Raw genomic sequence first — 17,548 nt, forward strand, 5'->3', positions numbered from 1 at the left:
GCGGGCCCGGCCGGCGGGGAGCGCCCCCTGCGCCGGCCGGGCCTCTCCGTGGTGGCGCGGTCAGCGCCGCCCGCGCCGGGCCCGCTGCCGGGCCTGTGCCGGGGGCGGGATGAACTGGAGCGCGAGGGCGGCCGGGGGCTTCGCGACGCCGGGGCCGCCGGCCGCGACCCAGGCCAGGATGTCGTCCGTGCAGTCGTCGTCCAGCGCCCAGCCGATCCACGCCGCGCGCCCGCCTCTGCGGCGGCCCTCGGTGGAGGGTTGGACGACCACGACGTTGGCCTGACCGCACGGGCCGAGGCAGTCGCTGGTACGCACGGCGAGCGTCCCGCCGGACGCGGCGGCCGCGTCGCGCAGGCGGCGCAGCTGGCCCTCGTGGTCCGTACCGGGGTTCTTGCGGGCGTCGCCGCAGCAGCAGCCGCGGCACACGGTGAGGGCGCAGGGGCGGGGGCCGAGGGGACGTATCGCGGAAGTCACTCGACGATCTTGCCAGGCCCGGGGCCGGCGCGGGTGCAGGTACGGGCGCGGGTACGGGCGCACATGCGGGTGCGTCGGGGCGGACGCGGGGCGCTCACCCCGCCACCGGTACGGAGGATACGGACGGTGCCGCCTCCGCGCCCTCCCCCGCCGCGTCCCGCGACCGCCGTTTCGCGATCACCGCGCACACCATCAGCTGCATCTGGTGGAACACCATCAGCGGCAGCACGGCCAGGCTCGCCTCCGCCCCGAACAGCACGCTCGCCATGGGAAGCCCCGCCGCCAGCGACTTCTTCGACCCGGCGAACTGGATCGCGATCCGGTCCGCCCGTCCGAAGCCGAGCCGCTTCGCCCCGTACCAGCTCAGCGCCAGCATCGCCGCGAGCAGCACCGCCTCCACCCCCACCAGCGCGCCGAGCCGGCCCGGGCTCACCTGGTGCCAGATGCCCTCGGTCACGCCCTGGCTGAACGCGGTGTAGACGACGAGCAGGATCGAGCCGCGGTCCACATACCCGAGCGCCTTCTTGTGCCGCACCAGGAAACCGCCGACCCACCGGCGCAGGAGCTGGCCCGCCACGAACGGCACCAGCAGCTGGAGCACGATCTTGAGCAGCGAGTCCGCCGAGAAACCGCCCGCGCCGCCGCCGATCAGCAGCGCGGCGAGCAGCGGGGTCAGGAAGATCCCGACGAGGCTGGAGAAGGAGCCCGCGCAGATCGCCGCCGGCACGTTGCCGCGTGCGATCGAGGTGAAGGCGATCGAGGACTGGACGGTCGAGGGGACCAGGCAGAGGAAGAGGAGGCCGCCGTACAGCTGAGGGGTGAGGACGTACGGGACGAGGCCCCCCGCCGCGAGGCCGAGCAGCGGGAAGAGCGCGAACGTGCAGGCCAGGACCGTCAGATGCAGGCGCCAGTGCCGGAGCCCGTCGAGTGCCTCACGGGTGGAGAGCCGCGCGCCGTACAGGAAGAACAGCAGCGCGACGGCCCCCGCCGAGACCCCGCCCACGGCGTCGGCGGCCGTGCCGGACGTCGGCAGCAGTGTCGCGAGGACGACCGTTCCGATCAGCGTGAGGACGTAGGGATCGAAAGGCAGCCAGGACGGCAACTGCAACGTGCGGCGGCTCATGTGCTCCACTTGCTCTCGGTCCGGTACGCGCCCTCTCCATGGTCCACCTGATCCGGGCGATCGGGAATCCCGTACACCGAACTCACTGCCATCACGATCGGTGATGACCGGCGGCGATCGCCGCGCTACCGTCGCTCCATGTACGACCCGACCCAGCTCCGCACCTTCCTGGCGGTCGCCCAGACCCTGAGCTTCACCCGGGCCGCCCGGCGCCTCGGTCTGCGCCAGTCCACGGTGAGCCAGCACGTACGCCGGCTGGAGGAGGCGACGGGGCGCCGGCTGTTCACCCGCGACACGCACCGGGTGGAGCTGACGGTGGACGGCGAGGCGATGCTCGGTTTCGCCCGTACGATCCTGCGCGCCCACGAGCGGGCCGCGGCCTTCTTCACCGGGACCCGGCTGCGGGGGCGGCTGCGCTTCGGCGCGTCGGAGGACTTCGTACTGACCCGGCTGCCCGAAATCCTGGAGTCGTTCCGCCGGGACCACCCCGAGGTCGACCTGGAACTGACCGTCGAGCTGTCCGGCACCCTGCACCGGCGGCTGGAGGCGGGCCGGCTCGATCTGGTCCTGGCCAAGCGGCGGCCCGGCGACACCCACGGCGAGCTGGTGTGGCGGTCGACGCTGACGTGGATCGGCGCGCCGTCCCTGCGCCTCGATCCCGGCCGCCCGGTGCCGCTGATCGTCTTCCCGCCGCCCGGCATCACCCGGGCCCGCGCCCTGGAAGTGCTGGAGGAGGACGGCCGCCCCTGGCGCATCGCCTGTACGAGCGGCAGCCTCAGCGGCCTGATCGCGGCGGCCCGCGCGGGGCTCGGCGTCATGCCCCACACCCGGGACCTGATCCCGCCGGGCCTGGCCCCCGTACCGGCGAAGGCGGGCCTGCCGGAGCTCGGCGGCGTGGACTTCGTCCTGCTGCACGGCCGCAGGCAGGCCGCCGCCCAGGAGGCGGCGGACGCGCTGGCGGCGGCGATCCTGGCGGGCGGCGACCGGCTGCACCGGCCGCCGGCCAGCCGGCGATGACGCCGCCGGGCGCGGACGGGACCGGGGAGTGCGGATGCGCGGCAGGCGTACAGATTCCGTGGAGATTCCCGCGCACCGTACTCACCCCGGCGCCAGAAGCACGCGCGGGCCTTGTCCGTGCGATCGTGTTTCACCTGCTGACCCGTGCGTACACATATGAATCCGGATTTTGCGACCCTCTCCCGCGGCCGGACACCGTGGGATACCGTCACGGCGCCGTGCGGAGTGCCACAAGGAGTAGTCATTGCGCGAGTTCACTGTTCCACCCCTGGTGACGGCGCCTCAGGTCGGCGGACTGGCGGACGCCGTCTTCGACCACGCCGAGCAGGACCCGCACCGTGTCGCGCTCGGGCGCAAGGGCGAGGACGGGCACTGGCACGACGTGTCGGCGGGCCGGTTCCGTGACGAGGTGCTGGCCGTCGCCAAGGGGCTGCTGGCGCACGGTGTGCGGTTCGGTGACCGTGTCGCGATCATGTCACGTACACGCTATGAGTGGACCCTCTTCGACTTCGCGCTCTGGACGGTCGGGGCCCAGCCGGTGCCGGTCTACCCCACCGCCTCCGCCGACCAGGTCTTCTGGACCCTGCACGACGCCGGGGTGACGGCCTGCGTGGTCGAGCACGAGGACCACGCGATGACCGTCGGCTCGGTGATCGACCGGCTGCCGATGCTGGGGCGCCTGTGGCAGCTGGACGCGGGCGCCGAGGCGGAACTGGTCCTGGCGGGGGCGGACATCGACGACGAGGTGGTGCACCGCCACCGGCGGGCGGTGACGCCGGATTCCGTGGCGACGGTGATCTACACGTCCGGCACCACGGGCCGGCCCAAGGGCTGTGTGCTCACGCACGCCAACTTCATGTACGAGTGCGACACCCTGCTGGCCCGCTGGGAGCCGGTGTTCCACTCCACACCGGGCGACGAGGCGGCGACCCTGCTGTTCCTGCCGCTCGCGCACGTCTTCGGACGGATGGTCGAGGTCGCGGCGGTGCGCGGGCGGGTCAGGCTCGGGCACCAGCCGGTGCTCGCGGCGCAGGCGCTGATGCCGGACCTGGCGGCCTTCCGGCCCACGTTCATCCTGGCCGTGCCGTACATCTTCGAGAAGGTCTGCGCCGGCGCGCGGCGCAAGGCGGAGGCGGACGGGAAGGCCGGGGTCTTCGACAAGGCCGTCGAGGTGGCGGTGCGGTACGCCGAGGCGCAGGAGCACCGCGCCTTCGGCACCGGCCCCGGGCCTTCCGCGGCGCTCCGGCTCCAGCACCAGTTCTTCGAGAAGACGGTGTACGCGAAGGTGCGCGAGGCCCTGGGCGGGCGCGTACGGCACGCGATGTCCGGCGGCTCGGGCATGGAGCGGCGGCTCGGCCTGTTCTTCGCGGGCGCGGGCGTGACGATCTTCGAGGGGTACGGGCTCACCGAGTCGACGGCGGCCGCGACCGCCAACCCGCCCGAGCGCACCCGCTTCGGCACGGTGGGGCTCCCCCTGCCCGGTACGACGGTCCACATCGCGGACGACGGGGAGATCTGGCTGCACGGCGGCCAGGTCTTCTCCGGATACCTGAACGACCCCAAGGCCACCGGCGCCGTACTGCACGAGGGCTGGCTGGCCACGGGGGACATCGGCGCGCTGGACGAGGACGGCTACCTGACGATCACCGGACGGAAGAAGGAGATCCTGGTCACGTCGGGCGGCAAGAGCGTGTCGCCGATCGGCCTGGAGGAGCGGGTCCGGGCCCATCCGCTGGTGGCCCAGTGCATCGTCGTCGGCAACGACAGACCGTACATCGCGGCGCTGGTCACCCTCGACCAGGATGCCGTGGACCACTGGCTCCACATGCGCAGCAAGCCGCCGCTGGCCCCGGCCGACCTGGTGCGCGATCCCGACCTGGAGACGGAGGTACGGCGCGCGGTGGTGGCCGCGAACACGCTCGTCTCGCAGACCGAGTCGATCCGTACGTTCCGGATACTGGCCCACCAGTTCAGCGAGGAGCACGGGCTGCTGACCCCCTCGCTCAAGCTCAAGCGCAAGGCGATCGAGGCGGCGTACGCGGTGGAGGTCGAAGCGCTTTACCGCTGACGGGAATGTGCGGGGTTCCGTGATCGTTGACGGGGGGAGTACCAACCGACGACGTAAGGATCGATCGCTCGTGAGCAAGGCCCCTTCCCTCACCCTGAACAACGGCGTCGAGATGCCCCAGCTCGGTTTCGGCGTCTGGCAGATGCCTGACGACGAGGCCGAGAAGGCTGTCGGAACCGCGATCCAGGCCGGGTACCGCTCCATCGACACGGCCGCGATCTACGAGAACGAGACGGGCACCGGGAAGGCCATCGCCTCCTGCGGTGTCGCCCGTGACGAGCTGTTCGTCACGACGAAGCTCTGGAACACGGAGCAGGGTTACGACTCCACGCTGCGCGCCTTCGACAGCTCGCTGGAGAAGCTCGGCCTGGACTACGTCGACCTGTACCTGATCCACTGGCCGCTGCCGGCCAAGGACGCGTACGTGGACACGTACAAGGCCTTCGAGAAGATCTACGCGGACGGCCGCGCCAAGGCGATCGGCGTCTCCAACTTCCTTCCCGAGCACCTCGAGCGCCTGATCGGCGAGACCTCGGTCGTCCCGGCCGTCAACCAGATCGAGCTCCACCCGCAGCTCCAGCAGGAGGCGTCCCGCGCCTTCCACGCCCAGCACTCCATCGCGACCGAGGCGTGGTCGCCGCTCGGCCAGGGCAAGGGCCTGCTGGAGGTCCCGACGGTCGTCGCCGTGGCCCGCAAGCACGGCAGGACCCCGGCCCAGGCGGTGCTGCGCTGGCACCTCCAGATCGGCAACGTCGTGATCCCCAAGTCCGTGACGCCCTCCCGGATCGAGGAGAACCTCGACGTCTTCGACTTCGAGCTGGACGCCGACGACCTGGCGGCCTTCGCCGCGCTCGACGAGGAAAGGCGCCTCGGCCCCGACCCGGCGACCTTCGGCGCCTGACGCGGAGCGCGGAGCCGGAGTCCGGAACCCAGCACGGAGTCCGGAACCCGACGGCGCCTGCCGGACCCGGTCCGGCAGGCGCCGTTCGCCGTCCACAATTGCCTCGACTGCCTCAACTGCCTGAAGGAGCAAGAGACATGAGCGGGGAAGCCCGGGAGCCGCGACTCAAGGTCATCAAGGAAGGACCGTACCGGCTGCGCAACGTGGGCAGCGGACTGCTCCTGGAGGTGTACGGCGGCGGCAGGGGCAGCGGCGTCAACGTCCAGCAGGGCAAGGACACCGGCGCACCGGCGCAGCAGTGGGAGGTGTCGGCCGTGCACAGTGGCGGCGGCCTCTACCACCTGGTGAACGCCGCGAGCGGCAAGCGGCTCGACGTGGCCGGGGCCTCCACCGAGAACGGCGCCAACGTCCAGCAGTGGAAGGCCAACAACTTCGGCGCCCAGGAGTGGATCATCGAGCAGCACCTGGACGCACCGGGCACGGTCACGCTGATCAGTTACGTCAGCGGGCTGCTGCTGGAGGTCGCCGACGGCAGCATGGACGACGGCGCGAACGTGCAGCAGTGGGAGGACACCGACTCCCCCGGCCAGTGGTGGCAGCTGGAGCCGGTGGTCGCCCTTTAGGCCCGGTCCGCCGGCCGGTCAGACGCGGTGCGCGAGGTGCAGGGTGCGCGCCTTCAGCAGGAACATGTCCGGACGATGCGCCAGCCCCGCCGCGTCCTGCGCGTCCAGCAGCCGGTCCAGCGTCGCGGTGTCGTCGGCCGCCAGGTGTTCGGCGAACACGTCGCGCTGCCGTGCGAAGGTCTCGACGACCATCTCGCGCGCCGCGGCCGACAGCGGCGCCGGCAGGTCGAGCAGGAACGAGCGGCTGCCGTCCGGGGTCAGCCCGGCGGCGGCCAGCAGCGCGCTCCAGTCCTCCACCTCGGCCTTCGCGCCGGGCAGCGCCTCCCGCATCGCGGTGAACCACTCGACCGACACGGCCTCCAGTCGCGCCTCCAGGCCCGGCCTGCCGATCCCGACGTCACGGGGCAGGTGGCGCGCCGGCAGGCCGCCCTCGAACAGGGCCACCGCTCCGCCGGGCCGCAGCAGCCCGGCGAAGCCGGTGAGGGCCGCGCGCTGGTCACCCACATGGTGTAGGGAGTTGGAGGCCCAGACCAGGTCGGCTTCGCCCAATGAGCCCAGCTCGCCGGGGACTTCGGCGGTGATGGTACGTACCCGCTCCCCCAGCCCGGACCGCTCCGCCCGCGCCCGGGCGCGTTCCAGGAGCGCCGGGGTGCTGTCGACGGCCACGACCTCCGCGTCCGGGAACGCTTCGGCGAGCAGGCAGGTGATCAGTCCGGGGCCGCTGCCGATGTCCAGGACGCGGCGTACGCCCTGCGGTCCCCGGAAGCGCTCGGCGATCCAGGCGGCGGCCTGCTCGTACACCGGGCGGTGCACCTCGGCCTCGTGCTCCAGGTGCGTGGCGAGCGCGTCCCAGTCGAAGTCGGTGGCGTGGTGGTCAGGGCCGTGGTCGTGGCGGTGACCGTGGCCGGCACTGTGGTGGTCTCTGTGGGGCGTCATGCCCCCACCTTCCCGCCGGATCGCTCCCGCGGCGAATCTTCTTGCCGCTTCGGCAAAACGCCGCCCCTCTGGCACTCCCGCGAGACGGTGGCAGCCGGCGCGCGGGGCGTTTTCACGGCCGGCGGCGAGAAGGCCTGGCCCGCCCCGACCGGTCATGGGCTTCACCCGCCGGACATGGCCTGCCGAACGCGCCGTCCGTCCCGGGTAGGACGCAGAGGTGCGACGCAGACGTATTGCTGAGGCGAACCGGCGGCCATAGCTTGCGGGCATGGAGTTGGAGCTGCGCCACCTGCGGACCGTACGGGCCATCGCCGACGCCGGAAGTCTCACCAAGGCGGCGGCGTCCCTCGGGCTGGCGCAGCCCGCGCTCAGCACGCAGCTGCGGCGGATCGAGAAGGCGCTCGGCGGCCCCCTCTTCGACCGCGACCACACCGGTTCGCGGCCCACCCCGCTCGGCGAACTGGTGCTGGAGCGGGCGCGGGTACTGCTGCCCGCGGTCCGTGAACTCCAGGAGGACGCGGTCCGTTTCGCCAACACCTGGGCGAACATCCAGCGCTTCCGGCTCGGCGGTACGCACGGGCCGCTGCTGGGCGGCCTGGTCGACCGGCTGGCGACCGCCCTCCCCACGACGCCCGTCACCACGTACACCACCTGGTCGGTGGGTGAGATCAGCACGATGCTGGTCGAGGGCAGGCTGGACTTCGGGCTGATCGGGACCTGCGGGCAGAGCTCACCGCCCGCGACGGACCGGCTGACCTGGCAGCTCGTCGGGGTCGATCCGGTCTTCGTGATGCTGCCCGAGTCCCATCGGCTCGCGGGCAGAACGGAGTTGGAGCTGGGATGGCTGGCCGGGGAGTGCTGGACGGACGTGCCGGGCGAGGGCTGCTTCGCGGACTGTTTCGCCGCGGCCTGCGCGCGGGCCGGTTTCGCCCCGGTGTCGGTGTACGAGACGGACACGGCGTCCTGCGTCCACCTCGTCCAGGTGGGGCGGGCGGTGGGCCTGTGCCGGGCGACGTTCCCGCCGACGCCGGGAATCGTCACGCGCCCGCTGGCCGGGGCGCCGCTCAGCTGGCGCCATCTGCTGGGCTGGCATCCGGGGGCGCCGGCGGCCGACGCGGCGGTGACGGTGAGCGGGCACACGCGCGGGGCGTACACCGACGCGGTGGCGCGCAGCGAGAGCTACCCGGCGTGGCTGGCGTCCCACCCGCGCTTCGGCGCGACGTCCTGACGGGTCCTCCACCGCCGCCGGCCGGGCGCCCGTCCCCTCCCCGCGCGGCCCGCGGAGCGAGGGGCGGGCGCCCGGCCGCGTCAGCTCGCCCCGTGTCCCGGCGCGATGTCCTCGATCCGGCGTGCGAGCTCGAAGTCGAGTTCGGTCACGGCGCCTCCCGCGCTGTGCGTGTTGACGGTCAGCGCCACGGTGTTGTATCCGAGTGTCAGGTCGGAGTGGTGGTCCAGCTCGTCCTGGATCCCGGCGACATGGACGACCAGCGCGGTGGCCGCGAAGTGCGTGCCGAGCCGGTACGTACGGGTGATCCGGTCGCCGTCCAGCGACCAGCCCGGGAGTTCACGGAGACGGTCCTCGATCTCCTTCTGCGACAACGGCTCAGTGGGCATGGGGAAGCTCCCTCCACGATGCGGTGTTGCTGGTCAGCCTGCCACTTCCGGCCGGAACGGGCACGCGCGACCGCGGGTCGGTTACCGTCTTGTCCCATGACAACTGTCGCGGTCGACCAGGGGGTGGGCACGCTCCTTCGCGGCTGGCGCGAGCAGCGCCGGCTGAGTCAGCTGGAGCTCGCCCTGCGCGCGGATTCGTCCGCCCGGCACATCAGCTTCATCGAGACCGGCAGGTCGCGCCCGAGCGAGGAGATGGTGCTGCGCCTGGCCGAGCACCTCGACGTACCGGTGCGGGAGCGCAACGCCCTGCTGCTGGCGGCCGGTTACGCCCCCCAGTACGCCGAGACCTCGCTCGACGACCCGGCGCTGGGCGCCCTGCGGGAGGGCATCGGGCAACTGCTGGCGGGATACGAGCCGTACCCGGCCCTCGTCGTCGACGGCTCGTACACCGTCATCGCCGCGAACCGCGGGATCATGATGCTGCTCGACGGCGTGCCGGAGCACCTCCTCGCGCCCCCGCTGAACGCGATGCGGCTGACCCTCCACCCGGAGGGCCTCGCCCCGCGGATCCGCAATCTGCCGGAGTGGCGCGGGCATCTCCTGGCGCAGATGGAGCGCCAGATCGCGCTGGCCAGGTCACCGGTGCTGCGCGCGCTGTACGACGAGGTGGCGGCCTATCCCGTGCCGGAGCCCGGGCCGGGAGAGGCGCCACGTCCGGAGGATCCGCCGTACCCGTACTTCGCGCTGCCGCTCCAGGTCGAGCACGACGGCCAGGTGCTGTCGTTCGTCTCGTCGATCTCGACCTTCAACACGCCGATGGACGTGACGGTCGCCGAGCTGGCCATAGAGACGTTCCTCCCGGCCGACCCGGCGACGGTCAAGTACCTCCGGTCGCTGTCCGTCTGAGCGGGCGGCCACTCCCACCGGCCGCCCGCCCCGGCCCCTCAGCCCCTGGCGCGCAGCGCGAGGTGCTGGAGCCCGGCGAATCCGGCGACGGTGGCGGCCTGCACCGGAATCCAGAACGTCCCGGCGGCCGTCGGCGAGAACCACAGCACGAGCGCGGCGAGACTGGCCACGGCCCACACCAGGTTGGCCTCGATGACGGCCTTGACGGGGAAGGCGGCGGGCTGCCGGCGCGAGGCGAGGTGTCCGACCCCCGCCCCGAACAGCACGAGGAACACCCCGATGGCGAGCAGCTGCCCGGAGCCGACCCCGAGGAGCCGTCCGACGGGGCCGGACGCGGCGACGTACACGAGCCCGTTGGCGGTGGTGACCACGGCGTCGAGCGCGAGGAAGCGGCGCAGCATCGTCTGCGGGTCGGTGGTGCGGGACAGGTTGGCGAGCAGGGTTGCGGACATGACGCGTCAGCCTCCGTCGGGGTCGTACGGACCGGAAGGGGGCCGGGGACCGGGCGGAGTGCGCCGCCCGGTCCCCGGTGACCGCAACGATGCCGGGTCTGCGGGAGGGGGTCGATTACCCCGGGGGTAACGCGGCAGCGGGACGCCCCTCGTATGGCACCGGGTGGAATGCCGCCGCGGGGCGGGCGTGGTGTGCTGGCCGCGGACCAGGCCGTCGGCGCGGCGGCGGGGAGGGACCGGACCTGTTCACACGGAGGAGATTCCCGATGGCGATTTTCATGCAGGCCGAACTGACGGGCGTGACGACCGGGCAGTACGACGAACTGCACGCCAAGCTCCGGTCGCTTCCCGGCAACCCCTTCGATGGCTGTCTGGCGCACGTCACCGTCCCGACCGGATCCGGCCTGCGGATCTTCGATCTGTGGGAGTCCGAGCAGGCCCTGCGGCGGTTCAACGAGACCGTCATGCCGGTCGCGGCGGAGGTCGGCATCCCGCAGGGCGGCATGCCGCAGACCTCGCAGGTGCACAACTACTGGGTACCGGGGATGTAGGCGGCCCGAGCACCCCGGCGGCCGCTCCGGAAAATTCTTCGGAGGATTCCGGGCGGGCTGTCGATCCTGGTGTCTCCCGTTCGACGCAAGGGTGAGAGGCGGGGAAAGCCCCCGCCCTCCCGCACCGAGGAGTCACCGTGCCGCGCTTCCTGACGCTGATCCGCATCGACGAGCAGAACGCCCCCGCCGAAGGCCCCAGCCCCGAACTCGTGGAGCGCATGGGCGCGCTGTTCGAGGAGATCACCAAGGCCGGGGCCATGCTGGACACGGCCGGGCTCACGCCGACCTCCGAGGGCACCAGGGTCACCTGGTCCGGCGGGAAGACGAACTGCACCGACGGGCCCTTCACCGAGAGCAAGGAGGTCATCGGCGGTTACTCCATCATCCAGGCCAAGGACAAGGCCGAGGCGGTGGAGTGGACCAAGCGGTTCCTCCAGACCCACGAGGACTACTGGACCATCACCGCCGAGGTCCGCGAGATCACCGAGGGCTGATCCGGCCGCGCTTGCCCCGCCCTCGTGCGGCTGCTCTGATAAGTGGCCGTGACAGCAGCAAGTGACGTGGCCGAGACGGTCGAAGCGGTGTTCGGGATCGAGTCCGCGCGGATCATCGCAGGTGTCGCCCGCATCGTGCGGGACGTGGGCATCGCCGAGGAGCTCGCGCAGGACGCTCTGGTCGCCGCACTGGAGCAGTGGCCGGAGTCAGGTGTCCCGGACAGGCCGGGCGCCTGGCTCATGGCCACCGCCAAACACCGCGCGATCGATCTCGTACGCCGCAAGGAGACGTACGCGCGCAAGCTGGCGGAGGTGGGCCGGGCACTGGAGGACGTGCCGCCGCCCGAGCCGGCGGACGCCGACGGCATCGACGACGACCTGCTGCGGCTGATCTTCACCGCGTGTCATCCGGTCCTGTCGACGGAGGCCCGGGTCGCGCTCACGCTGCGGCTGCTGGGCGGGCTGACGACGCAGGAGATCGCCCGCGCGTTCCTGGCCTCGGAACCTGCGGTCGCCCAGCGGATCGTGCGCGCGAAACGGACGCTCGCCAAGGCCGGGGTGCCCTTCGAGGTGCCGTACGGCGCCGAACGGGCGGCCCGCGTCGAGTCGGTCCTCGAAGTCATCTACCTGGTGTTCAACGAGGGGTACTCCGCGACGGCCGGCGACGACCTGGTGCGTCCAACCCTGTGCGAGGACGCGCTGCGGCTCGTGCGCGTCCTCGCGGCGCTGATGCCCGGGGAGCCCGAGGTCCACGGTCTGGCCGCGCTCCTGGAGTTCCAGGCGTCGCGCATCGCGGCCCGCACGGGCCCCGGCGGCGAGCCGGTGCTGCTCGCCGACCAGAACCGCGCCAGGTGGAACCGCATGCTCATCCACCGCGGCATCGAGACCCTGCGACGCGCGGGTCTCGGCCCGTACTCCGTCCAGGCCGCGATCGCCGCGTGCCACGCGCGGGCGATCCGCTACGAGGACACGGACTGGGCGACGATCGCCGCACTGTACGGCCGGCTGGCGGCGCTGGTCCCGTCCCCCGTGGTCGAGCTGAACCGGGCGGTCGCCGTCTCGATGTCGGAGGGACCGGCGGCCGGCCTGACGCTGGTGGACGCGCTGGCCGACGAGCCGTCCTTGAAGGACTACCACTTGCTGCCGAGCGTCCGGGGCGACCTGCTGGAGCGTCTGGGGCGGGCAGAGGACGCGCGCGCGGAGTTCGAGAGGGCGGCTTCCCTGACCCGCAACGCACGTGAGCGGGAGCTGCTGCTGAAGAGAGCCGATGCCGCCGGTCCGGCGGAGAAGCGACCGGAACACAAGATCGCTTCACATAGGGTTACCGGCAGGTAATGACCGACCCGCACCAGGGGGAAGCTCTCATGCTTCGACGTATTTCCACGCTCGCCGTGACCGCCGCGACGACCGGCGGCGTTCTTCTCACGGCTCTGCCGGCGCACGCCGCCACGACCGGCCAGCAGGCCGTGGCCGCTCGCGGTGGCGCCCTCACCGTCAACATCGAAGAACCGCGCAAGCAGTCCGCCGATCTGAGGGCCGAGGCCAAGAAGCTGGACCGGATGGGCGAGCCCGAGGCGGCGAAGCGCGCCCGCGCCCAGGCCGCGGCGATCGACCGGCGGATCAAGCAGCTCATCGACGCCGGGAACAACATGTGATCCGCTCCACCGCACGCCGTCGCCCGTCCCCGCGTCCGCCGGGGGCGGGCGATGTGGCGTCCTGCGCCCCGAAAGCGGGCCCGCTGGCTTACGATCACCGCTGACGGCTCGGTCTTCCCCGCCGGCGCCCGCGCCCCGCCCCATGGAGGTCAACCGTGTCCAGGACGGCCAAGGGCCACCGCGCCCGCCGCTTCCGCACTCTCGCCGCCGCCGGTGCCGCGGCAGCCGGACTGTTCCTCGCCGTCGGCTGTTCTTCGGACGACGAAGGGCCGGGCGAGGCCGCCGGGGGCGTACCCGTGGTCGAGAAGGGCAAGCTGACCACCTGCACCCACCTGCCGTATCCGCCCTTCCAGTCGGAGCAGGACGGCAAGGTCGTCGGCTTCGACGTGGCACTCGTCGACCTCGTGGCCGAGAACCTCGAGGTCGAGCAGAAGATCCTCGACACCCCGTTCGAGAACTTCAAGACGGGCGCGTTCCTCAACTCCGGCGAGTGCGACCTCGCCGCCGCCGGCATGACCATCACCGACGAGCGCAAGAAGAACGTCGACTTCTCCGTGCCGTACTTCGACGCCACCCAGGCGCTGCTCGCGACGAAGAAGAGCGGCGTCAAGACGCTGGACGACGTCAAGTCCGGGAAGAAGAAGCTCGGGGCACAGACGGAGACGACCGGCGAGAGCTACGCCACGAGCAAGGGCTTCGACCCGGTGGCGTTCGAGAGTTCCGACGCCGTACTGAACGGGCTGCGCACCGGTCAGGTCGACGCCGTCGTCATCGACTACCCCGTCGTGCAGGGCTGGCTCAAGGACAAGGCCAACGCCGACGCGTTCGTCCTCGGCCAGAACATCGAGACCGGTGAGAAGTACGGGTTCTCGGTGAAGAAGGGCAACACCGAGCTGAAGGCCGCCATCGACAAGGCCATCAGCGACGCCAGGGCCGACGGCACGTACAAGAAGCTCTACGAGAAGTGGATCGGACCGATGCCCAAGGTCCAGTCGTGACCTCCCGGCTCTCCAGGCGGCAGCGGCGCCGCGTCTCGCAGGGCATCCAGTACGCCCTCTTCGTGGCGGTCCTGGTCCTGCTCGGTTTCCTGGCCGACTGGGACCGGCTGCAGAACCAGTTCGCGCAGAAGGACCTGGTCGCGGAGCTCTTCCCGGAGATCATCACCACCGCCCTGCGCAACACGGTGGTGTACACGCTCTCCGGGTTCGCGTTCGGGCTGGTGCTCGGCCTGGTCGTCGCGCTGATGCGGCTGTCGTCCGTGGCCCCCTACCGGTGGGTCGCGAGCGTCTACATCGAGATCTTCCGCGGCCTGCCCGCCCTGCTGATCCTCATCTTCGTGGGCGTCGCGGTGCCGCTCGCGTTCCCGGGGACCGAGATTCCCGGCGGTACGTACGGCAAGGTCGCCCTCGGCCTCGGTCTGGTCGCCGCCGCCTACATGGCCGAGACCATCAGGGCGGGCATCCAGGCCGTGCCCAAGGGGCAGATGGAAGCGGCCCGTTCGCTGGGCTTCTCCCACGCCCGGGCGATGGTTTCGGTGATCATCCCGCAGGCGTTCCGCATCGTCATCCCGCCGCTGACCAACGAGCTCGTCCTGCTGTTCAAGGACTCCTCGCTGGTGCTGTTCCTCGGCATCACCCTCAATGAGCGGGAACTGACCAAGTTCGGCAGGGACCTGGCCAGCCAGACCGCCAACTCCACCCCGATCCTCGTCGCGGGGCTGTGCTACCTGATCGTGACGGTGCCGCTGAGCTTCGTGGTGCGCCGCCTGGAAGCCCGCGCCGACAAGGCCAAGTGAGGACGAGCCGATGCCACAGCCCGAGATCGAGATCGAGATCGAGATCCGTGCCCTGCACAAGTCGTTCGGGGACAACCACGTCCTGCGCGGCATCGACCTGGAGATCGCCCGGGGCGAGGTGGTGTGCGTCATCGGGCCCTCCGGCTCGGGCAAGTCGACGCTGCTGCGCTGCGTGAACCTGCTGGAGGAGCCCAGCAGGGGCCAGGTCTTCGTCGGCGGTACGGAAGTCACCGACATCGAGGTCGACATCGACGCGGTGCGCCGCCGCATCGGCATGGTCTTCCAGCAGTTCAACCTCTTCCCGCACGTCACCGTGACCGAGAACCTCACCCTGCCCCAGCGGCGGGTGCTGGGCCGGGGCAAGGCCGAGGCCGCCGAGGTGGCCCGGGAGAACTTGGAGCGCGTCGGACTCGCCGACAAGGCCGACGCCTACCCGGCGCAGCTGTCCGGCGGGCAGCAGCAGCGGGTGGCCATCGCCCGCGCGCTGGCCATGGGGCCCGAGGTGATGCTCTTCGACGAGCCCACCTCCGCGCTCGACCCGGAGCTCGTCGGCGACGTGCTCGCGGTCATGCGGGTGCTCGCCTCGGAGGGCATGACGATGATGGTCGTCACCCACGAGATGAGCTTCGCCCGGGAGGTCGCCGACCGGGTCGTGTTCATGGACGGCGGGGTGATCGTCGAGGAGGGCCCGGCCGAGCAGGTCGTGGGCGATCCCCGGCACGAGCGGACCAGGAACTTCCTCAACCGCATCCTGGATCCGTCCGCCGCCGCCGCGCCGGGCGCGGGCACCGGCGGGCCCGCGGCGGACTGACCGTGCGGGCGACAACCGTGCGGGCGGCGGTGGAGGCCGGGCGGCCGGAGGCGGTTCAGCGAGCCGTCGGGTAGCAGTGCGCCGGGGCGTCCGGGAGGTCCAGCTCCGGGCGCCAGGCGCGCAGTACGGACGCCGACGGTACGAAGAGGTCCCCGGGCACGTCGTCCGCCCCGAACCACTCCCACCGCACGATCTTGTGCGGCTCGGTGACGCGCGGCGTGCCCGTGGCGCCCTCCAGCACCGCGGCGGCCGTGACCCGGGTGACGCCGCGGACGCCGTCCGTGACGCCGTCCATGAGTACGGCGACGATGCGGACCGCGGCGGCGTCGGCGCGCAGCGAGGTCTCCTCCGCCAGCTCGCGCACGGCGGCCTCCTCGAAGCTCTCGCCGGGGTCGACCTTGCCGCCGGGGAGCTCCCAGCGGCCGTCGTGCGCGAGGCCCAGCAGGACGCGGCCCCCGGGGCCGGCGACGACGACTCCTACGCCGGTGAGCCCGTTCGGCGCGGGGCGGGCCCGCTCGGGGTGCGCGGCGGCGGCAGCGGGGTGGGCCGTCATGTGTACCTCCTGGTCCGGAACGGGTGCGGGGTGCCCGAGGGAGGGTAGCGGGCGCAGGGGGCCCGGGGCACGGGATGCCTGCGGCGCTTTCCCCCGCCCGCCCCTTCCCACGACCGGGCCCCGCCCCGGCCCCCGGGGGATCAGGTACTCAGGCGGCGGCCCCGGCCCTGGCCTTGCGGGCCGCGATCCACGCGTACACCAGCACCCCCGCGAACAGGAACAGCACGCCCTGGTAGACCGCCGCATAGCCCGAGCCCGCGACCAGCCACATCGAGAAGCCGAAGGCGAGGGCCGCGAGGACCGCGTCGCGGACCAGGCGGCGGCGGTCGACGCGGGCGGACCGGCCGGAGGCGAGGAAGTAGATCTGGGCGGCCGTGGACAGCAGATACGGGACGGTGGCCGTGAAGGTCGTGACCAGGACCAGGATCTCGAAGACGCCCTCGGGGCCCGCCGTGTAGTTGTAGACCGTGAGGAGCGAGGCCAGGACGGCCGTGACCAGGACGCCGACCGTCGGGACCCCGCGCCGCTTCGTGGCGAACACGGCGGGGAAGAGGCCGTCCTTCGCGGCGGCGTACGGCGTCTGTGCGCTCAGCAGCGTCCAGCCGTTGAGCGCGCCGACCATGGAGACCAGTGCGGCGCAGGCGACGGCGGTGCCGCCCCACGAGCCGCCGAACATCGCGTTCACGGCGTCGGAGAAGGGCGCCGTGGAGCCGACCAGCTTGTCGTGGGCGACGGTGCCGAAGACCGCGAGCGTGCCCAGCAGGTAGATGAAGGCGGCGCCCAGCGTGCCGAGGATGGTGGCGCGGCCGACGTTGCGCCGCGGGTCGCGGACCTCTCCGGCGCTGACGGCGGCGGACTCCACGCCGAGGTAGCTGAAGAGCAGGATGGCGGCGGAGGCGGAGACGGCGCCGAGCGGGCCCTGGCCGCTCGCCTGGAACGGGCCGAGGTTGGACGGGTCGAAGAAGAAGAGCCCGCCGACAGCGACGAGCAGCAGCGGCGCGAACTTCAGGACCGTCGCCACGAGCTGGACGGCGCCGACGTAGCGCGTGCCGGCCAGGTTGGCGAGGGCGGGCAGCCACTGGAGCACCAGCGCGGCCGTGATCGTGGCGGCGACGGAGCCGTGGACGGGCATGAGGATGTCGAGGTAGCCGACGGCGGCCACCGCGAGCGCGGCGTTGGACACCCAGGTGGTGATCCAGTAGCTCCAGGCGGCGAGGAAGCCGGCGAAGTCGCCGAAGGCCTCGCGGGCGTAGACGTACGGGCCGCCAGTCCGCGGGTGCCTCCCGGCGAGCCGCCCGAAGACCAGGGCGAGCGCGATCGCGCCGAGGGTCAGGACTCCGAAGGCGACCAGGCTGATGGTGCCGAAGGGGGCGACGGAGGCGGGCAGCAGGAAGATTCCGCCGCCGATGATGTTGCCCATGACCAGGGCGGTCGCCACCGGCAGCCCGAAGCGCCGGGCGTGCTTGCCGCCCTCGTCGGCGTCGCTCGCCGGGGTGACTGTGGGGGGTGGGGTGGTCAGGGTGGTCATGGGGGGTGCGCCTCTCTCCGTACCAAAGCCCGACCATGCTCCGGTAC

The 17,548-nt window shown here is 72.1% G+C and carries 20 protein-coding genes; 13 read left to right on the forward strand and 7 right to left on the reverse strand.

The window, feature by feature from the left end:
• Positions 1–60: 60 nt before the first annotated feature.
• Entirely contained in the window at positions 61–474 is a 414-nt protein-coding gene (locus BN1555_RS04430; RefSeq protein WP_093798036.1) for a hypothetical protein, read from the reverse strand.
• 94 nt (positions 475–568) lie between these two features.
• Positions 569–1,597, reverse strand: a complete 1,029-nt coding sequence (locus BN1555_RS04435) for a bile acid:sodium symporter family protein (RefSeq protein WP_093803172.1) — start codon at positions 1,595–1,597, stop codon at positions 569–571.
• A gap of 138 nt (positions 1,598–1,735) precedes the next feature.
• On the opposite strand from BN1555_RS04435, the gene BN1555_RS04440 reads away from it, so the two are divergent.
• The 4 genes from BN1555_RS04440 to BN1555_RS04455 all read left to right on the forward strand — a co-directional run bounded on the left by BN1555_RS04440 (position 1,736) and on the right by BN1555_RS04455 (position 6,206).
• A complete protein-coding gene (locus tag BN1555_RS04440) occupies positions 1,736–2,614 on the forward strand; it encodes a LysR substrate-binding domain-containing protein (protein WP_093798038.1) in 879 nt (292 codons plus the stop codon).
• A gap of 244 nt (positions 2,615–2,858) precedes the next feature.
• Positions 2,859–4,682 (forward strand): AMP-dependent synthetase/ligase, encoded by a 1,824-nt coding sequence (locus BN1555_RS04445; RefSeq protein WP_176709947.1) that lies wholly within the window; start codon positions 2,859–2,861, stop codon positions 4,680–4,682.
• A gap of 70 nt (positions 4,683–4,752) precedes the next feature.
• A complete protein-coding gene (locus tag BN1555_RS04450; RefSeq protein ID WP_093798040.1) occupies positions 4,753–5,583 on the forward strand; it encodes an aldo/keto reductase in 831 nt (276 codons plus the stop codon).
• Positions 5,584–5,720: 137 nt separating this feature from the next.
• Positions 5,721–6,206, forward strand: a complete 486-nt coding sequence (locus BN1555_RS04455) for an RICIN domain-containing protein (RefSeq protein ID WP_093798042.1) — start codon at positions 5,721–5,723, stop codon at positions 6,204–6,206.
• Positions 6,207–6,224: 18 nt separating this feature from the next.
• Here BN1555_RS04455 and BN1555_RS04460 read toward each other — a convergent pair whose 3' ends face one another.
• Entirely contained in the window at positions 6,225–7,142 is a 918-nt protein-coding gene (locus BN1555_RS04460) for a class I SAM-dependent methyltransferase (protein ID WP_093798044.1), read from the reverse strand.
• 268 nt (positions 7,143–7,410) lie between these two features.
• Here BN1555_RS04460 and BN1555_RS04465 point away from each other — a divergent pair, with 268 nt between their 5' ends.
• Positions 7,411–8,370 (forward strand): LysR family transcriptional regulator, encoded by a 960-nt coding sequence (locus tag BN1555_RS04465; RefSeq protein ID WP_093798046.1) that lies wholly within the window; start codon positions 7,411–7,413, stop codon positions 8,368–8,370.
• An 80-nt stretch (positions 8,371–8,450) separates the two neighbouring features.
• On the opposite strand, the gene BN1555_RS04470 is transcribed toward BN1555_RS04465, so the two are convergent.
• On the reverse strand, positions 8,451–8,756 hold the full coding sequence (locus tag BN1555_RS04470) for a 4a-hydroxytetrahydrobiopterin dehydratase (protein WP_093798048.1): 306 nt from the start codon (positions 8,754–8,756) through the stop codon (positions 8,451–8,453).
• Between the two features lie 96 nt (positions 8,757–8,852).
• Here BN1555_RS04470 and BN1555_RS04475 point away from each other — a divergent pair, with 96 nt between their 5' ends.
• Positions 8,853–9,662, forward strand: coding sequence for a helix-turn-helix domain-containing protein (locus BN1555_RS04475; protein ID WP_093798050.1), 810 nt, complete (start codon positions 8,853–8,855; stop codon positions 9,660–9,662).
• 38 nt (positions 9,663–9,700) lie between these two features.
• On the opposite strand, the gene BN1555_RS04480 is transcribed toward BN1555_RS04475, so the two are convergent.
• Positions 9,701–10,114, reverse strand: coding sequence for a hypothetical protein (locus BN1555_RS04480; protein ID WP_093798052.1), 414 nt, complete (start codon positions 10,112–10,114; stop codon positions 9,701–9,703).
• 266 nt (positions 10,115–10,380) lie between these two features.
• On the opposite strand from BN1555_RS04480, the gene BN1555_RS04485 reads away from it, so the two are divergent.
• The 7 genes from BN1555_RS04485 to BN1555_RS04515 all read left to right on the forward strand — a co-directional run bounded on the left by BN1555_RS04485 (position 10,381) and on the right by BN1555_RS04515 (position 15,420).
• Positions 10,381–10,665, forward strand: a complete 285-nt coding sequence (locus BN1555_RS04485; RefSeq protein WP_093798054.1) for a hypothetical protein — start codon at positions 10,381–10,383, stop codon at positions 10,663–10,665.
• 137 nt (positions 10,666–10,802) lie between these two features.
• Positions 10,803–11,159 carry a YciI family protein gene (locus BN1555_RS04490; protein WP_093798056.1) on the forward strand — a complete coding sequence of 119 codons (357 nt, stop codon included), beginning with the start codon at positions 10,803–10,805 and terminating at the stop codon, positions 11,157–11,159.
• Between the two features lie 48 nt (positions 11,160–11,207).
• Entirely contained in the window at positions 11,208–12,494 is a 1,287-nt protein-coding gene (locus BN1555_RS04495) for an RNA polymerase sigma factor (RefSeq protein ID WP_093798058.1), read from the forward strand.
• Between the two features lie 29 nt (positions 12,495–12,523).
• A complete protein-coding gene (locus tag BN1555_RS04500) occupies positions 12,524–12,814 on the forward strand; it encodes a hypothetical protein (protein ID WP_141662807.1) in 291 nt (96 codons plus the stop codon).
• Positions 12,815–12,969: 155 nt separating this feature from the next.
• On the forward strand, positions 12,970–13,812 hold the full coding sequence (locus tag BN1555_RS04505; RefSeq protein WP_093798062.1) for an ABC transporter substrate-binding protein: 843 nt from the start codon (positions 12,970–12,972) through the stop codon (positions 13,810–13,812).
• On the forward strand, positions 13,809–14,609 hold the full coding sequence (locus tag BN1555_RS04510) for an amino acid ABC transporter permease (RefSeq protein WP_093798064.1): 801 nt from the start codon (positions 13,809–13,811) through the stop codon (positions 14,607–14,609). Before BN1555_RS04505 ends, BN1555_RS04510 begins: the two co-directional genes overlap by 4 nt.
• A 10-nt stretch (positions 14,610–14,619) precedes the next feature.
• Positions 14,620–15,420, forward strand: coding sequence for an amino acid ABC transporter ATP-binding protein (locus BN1555_RS04515; RefSeq protein WP_093798066.1), 801 nt, complete (start codon positions 14,620–14,622; stop codon positions 15,418–15,420).
• 55 nt (positions 15,421–15,475) lie between these two features.
• Here the strand turns inward: BN1555_RS04515 and BN1555_RS04520 are convergent, their stop codons facing one another.
• Both BN1555_RS04520 and BN1555_RS04525 read right to left on the reverse strand, forming a co-directional pair.
• The gene (locus BN1555_RS04520; RefSeq protein ID WP_093798068.1) at positions 15,476–15,973 is read right to left on the reverse strand and encodes a nucleotide triphosphate diphosphatase NUDT15; all 498 of its coding nucleotides are present in this window, start codon (positions 15,971–15,973) and stop codon (positions 15,476–15,478) included.
• Positions 15,974–16,121: 148 nt separating this feature from the next.
• Positions 16,122–17,501, reverse strand: coding sequence for an amino acid permease (locus BN1555_RS04525; protein WP_093798070.1), 1,380 nt, complete (start codon positions 17,499–17,501; stop codon positions 16,122–16,124).
• Positions 17,502–17,548: the final 47 nt, after the last annotated feature.

The sequence above is a fragment of the Streptomyces sp. Wb2n-11 genome, assembly GCF_001049855.1.
Lineage (GTDB): Bacteria > Actinomycetota > Actinomycetes > Streptomycetales > Streptomycetaceae > Streptomyces > Streptomyces altiplanensis.